At 61.5% G+C, this 2,437-nt stretch carries 1 protein-coding gene; it reads left to right on the top strand.

Annotation, left to right across the window (positions count from 1 at the left end):
* Positions 1-365: 365 nt before the first annotated feature.
* The gene (acs, locus tag P7F28_RS17095) at positions 366-2,342 is read left to right on the top strand and encodes an acetate--CoA ligase (RefSeq protein WP_277185710.1); all 1,977 of its coding nucleotides are present in this window, start codon (positions 366-368) and stop codon (positions 2,340-2,342) included.
* The last annotated feature ends 95 nt before the right edge of the window (positions 2,343-2,437 follow it).

The following is a 2,437-nucleotide window of genomic DNA, read 5'->3' as shown; positions in this document are numbered from 1 at the left end:
CAGCACGGTGCGGAAGCGAGATGCGGATCGAGACGGGTCTGAACAGCCGAGGGCTCGGGATTTGCATTGCCATCCCCGCTCGTCCGGACGGCGACGATCAGTCGAACTCGTCAGCAACCGCTGTTTCTGAACGCACGCGTGTCGCGGCGGCATGACCCTCGTCGGCGCAGCCGGAGCAGCGCTGCTCATCGCGAACAAGCTTGTGGATGCAAACGCCCTTCTGGTAGCCCGGTAACCCGATGACTCGTTGACCTGCGTCAATCGTGGCGCGATAGGTTCACCCACACTGTCGACGGACCGCATACGCAGCACTTTATTGCTGCGATATCGCGATCAGGAAAATCGATACTTCACGTGAGGGTCCTATGGCCACAATAGATCTGGCGCCAGGCGATGTCATCGCCGATATCCCGGCAGTTAAGCATGCCGCAATCGACAGCATGAGCGCTTATCAGTCGCTCGTTGACGAAGCGGACCGCGATCACGAAGCCTTTTGGGCGCGTCTGGCGCGCGATCACCTGACGTGGCATCGACCGTTCTCGCGCGTGCTCGACGAGACCAATGCGCCGTTCTATCGCTGGTTCGACGACGGCTTGCTCAACGCCTCCTACAATTGCCTCGATCGCAACCTGGTCAACGGCAACGCCGACAAGACGGCGATCATCTTCGAATCCGACGATGGCCTGGTCACGACCGTCACTTATCGCGCGCTCTATCACCGCGTGTGCAGAGTGGCCAATGCGCTGCGCAATCTCGGCGTAGGTAAGGGCGACCGCGTCGTCATCTATCTGCCGATGTCGATCGAAGGTGTGGTGGCGATGCAGGCCTGCGCGCGGATCGGCGCGCCCCATTCGGTGGTCTTCGGCGGGTTCTCCGCGAAGGCGTTGCACGAGCGAATGGTCGATGTCGGCGCGTGCGCGGTCATTACCGCCGATGAGCAGGTGCGGGGCGGGAAGACGCTTCCGCTCAAGTCGATCGTGGACGAGGCACTGTCTTTTGGCGGTACCGACGGCGTGCGCTCGGTCATCGTCTACCGTCGCACCGGCGGCGACGTCGCCTGGAATGCGCAACGCGATCTGTGGCTCGACGAGATTGAACGGGCCGCGCCGGACACGTGTGAGCCTGAATGGGTCGATGCCGAGCATCCACTGTTTATCCTGTACACGTCGGGTTCCACGGGTACGCCAAAGGGCGTCCAACACAGCACCGCCGGCTATCTGCTCTGGGCATCGCTGACAATGCGCTGGACATTCGATATCAAGCCCGATGACATCTACTGGTGCACGGCGGATATCGGATGGATCACCGGACACTCGTACATCTGCTACGGGCCGTGCGCCGTGGGCGCGACTCAGGTCATTTTCGAGGGCGTGCCGACCTATCCGAACGCCGCGCGCTTCTGGGACATGATCCAACGCCACGAGGTGTCGATCTTCTATACCGCGCCTACCGCAATCCGGTCTCTGATGAAATGCGCCGACACCGAAGACGCCGTGCATCCGTGCAACTTCGACCTCACATCACTGCGGTTGCTCGGAACCGTCGGTGAACCGATCAATCCGAGCGCGTGGAAATGGTTTGCGACGGAGGTGGGCCATAACCGCTGTCCTGTGCTCGATACGTTCTGGCAGACCGAAACAGGCGGCCATATGATCGCGCCCTTGCCGGGTGCGGCTCCACTCGTGCCGGGTTCCTGCACGTTGCCATTGCCGGGCATTGCCGCCGCTATCGTCGATGAATCCGGGCATGACGTGCCGAGCGGGCAGAGCGGCGTGCTTGTCATCAAGCGCCCGTGGCCCTCGATGCTTCGCACGGTTTGGCGTAACCCAGAGCGCTTCCGCAAGGGCTACTTCCCGGAAGAATTGGGCGGCAAGCTCTACCTCGCAGGCGACGGCGCAATCCGCGACGCTCGGACGGGCTACTTCACGATCACCGGTCGCGTCGACGATGTGCTCAACGTGTCGGGTCATCGAATGGGCACGATGGAAATTGAGTCTGCGCTTACCGCTAACCCGCTCGTTGCGGAGGCTGCGGTGGTGGGCAAGCCGGATGAGACGATCGGAGAGGCAATCGTTGCCTTTGTGGTGCTCAAGGACGTCATGCCGAAGACATCGGCGGATGCAAAAGCGATCGCCAACGAGCTGCGTGCCTGGGTCGGCCGGGAAATCGGTCCGATTGCCAAACCCAGGGAGATTCGCTTCGGCGAGCACATGCCTAAAACACGCTCAGGAAAGGTCGTGCGCAGGCTGCTGCGATCGATCGCCAAGGGCGAAGCGATTTTGCAAGACCTGTCGACGGTCGAGAATCCCGGTGTGCTGAAGCAGTTCTCTCATCCAGCCTGACGGTCTGCGCGCCGACTCTGCGCTGCGTCACCGATCGCTTTCAGACAGGCGCAACAAGTTCGACATCGACCGATTCAACTTTAGCGGAGGTAGTG

Source organism: Caballeronia sp. BR00000012568055, assembly GCF_029439455.1.
In the GTDB taxonomy this organism is placed as follows: Bacteria; Pseudomonadota; Gammaproteobacteria; order Burkholderiales; family Burkholderiaceae; genus Caballeronia.
The sequence above is the reverse complement of the archived record's forward strand: the minus strand, read 5'-3'. Positions and strand labels throughout refer to the sequence as shown.

Bases quoted from the DNA above. Each gene is read 5' to 3' on its own strand.
- acs (WP_277185710.1), top strand. From the start codon at position 366: ATGGCCACAATAGATCTGGCGCCAGGCGATGTCATCGCCGATATCCCG.